Source organism: Streptomyces ipomoeae 91-03 (assembly GCF_000317595.1).
In the GTDB taxonomy this organism is placed as follows: Bacteria; Actinomycetota; Actinomycetes; order Streptomycetales; family Streptomycetaceae; genus Streptomyces; species Streptomyces ipomoeae.
This window is the reverse complement of sequence record NZ_AEJC01000544.1, coordinates 1-2,368: the sequence shown is the minus strand read 5'-3', so window position 1 is coordinate 2,368 and position 2,368 is coordinate 1. Positions and strand designations below refer to the sequence as shown.

The window sequence follows — 2,368 nt, the reverse complement described above, 5'->3', positions numbered from 1 at the left end:
CCGAACGGGGATCGCGTGGCACACCGCGAAAGGGCTCGCACTCCCCAGTTACAAGCCCCCGCTCATCACTCGCGGGTCCGCGCGACCCCGGCCTCTAGAACGCGAAGAGCACCGTGGTGGCGGAGTCCTTCACGCACTCGTTGGCGAAGGTCCGCTCGTACGCGACACGCTTGCCCTGCCAGACGCCCTGGACGGTGACGACCACCGGGTCGTACTGCTTGCTGCACATCGCCCCGGCCCTGCTCGTCAGGGTGTCGAGATCACCGCCGCCGGCCCGGAGTTCGGCGCAGGCGTCGGCGGGGGCCGGATGCGTACCGGAGGGCTTGGGCGCGCAGGTCAGGGTGACCGCACGCTCGGGTGTGACGGTGGCGGCGCGCTCGCCGTGGCCCGTGGTCAGGACCAGCGCGGAGGGCGCGTAGAGCCCAAAGGCGCCGGGTTCGGGGGCGGCGAGCGCGGCCCCCGAGAAGGGGCCGCAGACGGCGGTGGCCGTCAGGGTGAGAGTCGCTGCCCATCGCGCGGTGTTCGGCATTGTGTGCATCCTTCCGCTCCATGGATGTCCCGGAGGCTTCGCCACATGTGTCGCGTGTACGAAGCCTGACCGGTCGGTGCCGGATCGGCGAGCGAGAGTCTGCCGGGTCCCACCCCTGAACACACATCCGACCCACCGAAATCAGTAACTTTGAGTGTTCAATGAGTGGCGTGAAGTCACGGAGTTCGAACGCCGGAGGCCCGAATCTGAGCGGTTCTTGATCGTCCGGCGACCTTGGGTGGCTGGATCTCCATGGCTGCGCAATCGGCCTGAAACGTTCCGCTTCAACCTGCGACGCCCCCCGGAACGACTCCGAAACGCCTTCGAAACGACCTCCACGCACCCCCTTGCGTTCATGGCACTCCGGAGTAATCGTTATTACATGATTACAGCGGAACAGCACGAGAAACTGCGCGGCTGGTTCGCCGGCCGACTGCCCGACGACCTCTTCGAGAGCCTCGCGGAGGTGACGGTCGACCGCGAGGAGATCACCGTCATCGGCCGCATCCCCGAGCCCCGGCTGACGGAAGGCGCCTCGGCGGCCGAGCGCGCGGCTGCCGTCGAGGCCCGGGTCCAGGAGTTCCGGGAGCGCACCCGTGAGGACCGGATCGAGGTGGCGCGGGAGGCCGAGCACCGCTTCGGGAAGAAGGTCTCCTGGGGCGTGGAGTGCGCGGGCGAACGGGCCCTGTTCACCCATGTCGCCGCCCCGGTGATGACCCGGCTGCGCCAGCCGGAGCGCCGGGTCCTCGACACCCTCATCGCCGCCGGCGTCGCCCGCAGCCGCAGCGACGCCCTCGCCTGGTGCGTACGCCTGGTCCAGCGCCACACCGACGACTGGCTCACCGAACTGCGGGAGTCACTGGAGCATGTGCAGCGGGTACGGGCGCAGGGGCCGGACAAGGAAGACCCTCGGGACACCCCCGACCCGACGGATTGATCCGGCCCGGTGCTCGCCGCGGAGGACGGCTGAGGTGCCGCCCGCGGGCCGGTTGTCAGACCCTCGGGCTACGGTGCGGTCATGACTCATTTCGTGTTGGTGGCGGGTGCCCGGCTGGGTGCGTGGGCGTGGGACGAAGTGGCCGTGGAGCTGCGGAAGTTCGGCCATGGCGTCCATCCGCTCACACTGTCCGGGCTCGCCGAGAAGCAGGGGGTGCCCGCCGGGCAGCAGACCCATGTGCGGGACATCGTGGACGAGGTGGAGCGCCTCGATCTGCGGAACGTCGTCCTGGTCGGGCACAGTTACGCGGGCGTCCCCGTGGGCCAGGCCGCCGAGCGGATCGGCGACCGGCTGGCGCATGTGGTCTTCGTCGACTCGAACGTCCCGGTCGACGGGGAGTCGTTCCTGTCGGGCTGGCCGAGCGGCCCCATACGGCAGTCGATCGCCGAGAACGGTGGGGTCTGGCCGCGCGTGGGCGCGTCCCACTACGCGGAGCAGGGGCTCACCGATGAGCAGATCGACCGCATCGTCGCCGGGTCGACGCCCCATCCGGGTGCCACACTCACCGAGCCCGCCGTCCTGGAGCGCCCTGCGGGCGAGCTTCCGGCCACGTACATCAAGTGCCTGCTGGACGGGGACGAGTTCCTGCCCGCCGTGGCCGAGGCGCTGAAGAGTGACCGGTGGCGGCTGGTCGAGATGGACACCGGTCACTGGCCGATGTTCTCGCGACCGCGCGAACTGGCGGCGATCCTGCACGATTCGCTCACCGCGCACTGACCAGCCAACCGGCGTCTCGCCCCCGCCGCCCCGTCCCCAGATGCCGCGTCCCTTCAACTCCGCTGCGCCTTCCAGCTCGGGGAGCGAGGATGTGTTGCGGGTGCGGGTGGGTGGGGGCTGGTCGC

Annotated in this window: 3 protein-coding genes; 2 read left to right on the top strand and 1 reads right to left on the bottom strand. The window is 70.0% G+C overall.

Features of this window, described 5'->3' with window-relative positions; all coding sequences use genetic code 11:
• Positions 1 to 94 precede the first annotated feature (94 nt).
• Positions 95 to 529 (bottom strand): protease inhibitor, encoded by a 435-nt coding sequence (locus STRIP9103_RS35730; protein ID WP_100244077.1) that lies wholly within the window; start codon positions 527 to 529, stop codon positions 95 to 97.
• 382 nt (positions 530 to 911) lie between these two features.
• Here STRIP9103_RS35730 and STRIP9103_RS35725 point away from each other — a divergent pair, with 382 nt between their 5' ends.
• Together STRIP9103_RS35725 and STRIP9103_RS35720 are read left to right on the top strand one after the other, a co-directional pair.
• Complete coding sequence (locus STRIP9103_RS35725; protein WP_048821584.1) at positions 912 to 1,466, top strand: hypothetical protein; 555 nt, start codon at positions 912 to 914, stop codon at positions 1,464 to 1,466.
• An 81-nt stretch (positions 1,467 to 1,547) separates the two neighbouring features.
• Positions 1,548 to 2,243, top strand: a complete 696-nt coding sequence (locus STRIP9103_RS35720) for an alpha/beta fold hydrolase (RefSeq protein ID WP_048821583.1) — start codon at positions 1,548 to 1,550, stop codon at positions 2,241 to 2,243.
• The last annotated feature ends 125 nt before the right edge of the window (positions 2,244 to 2,368 follow it).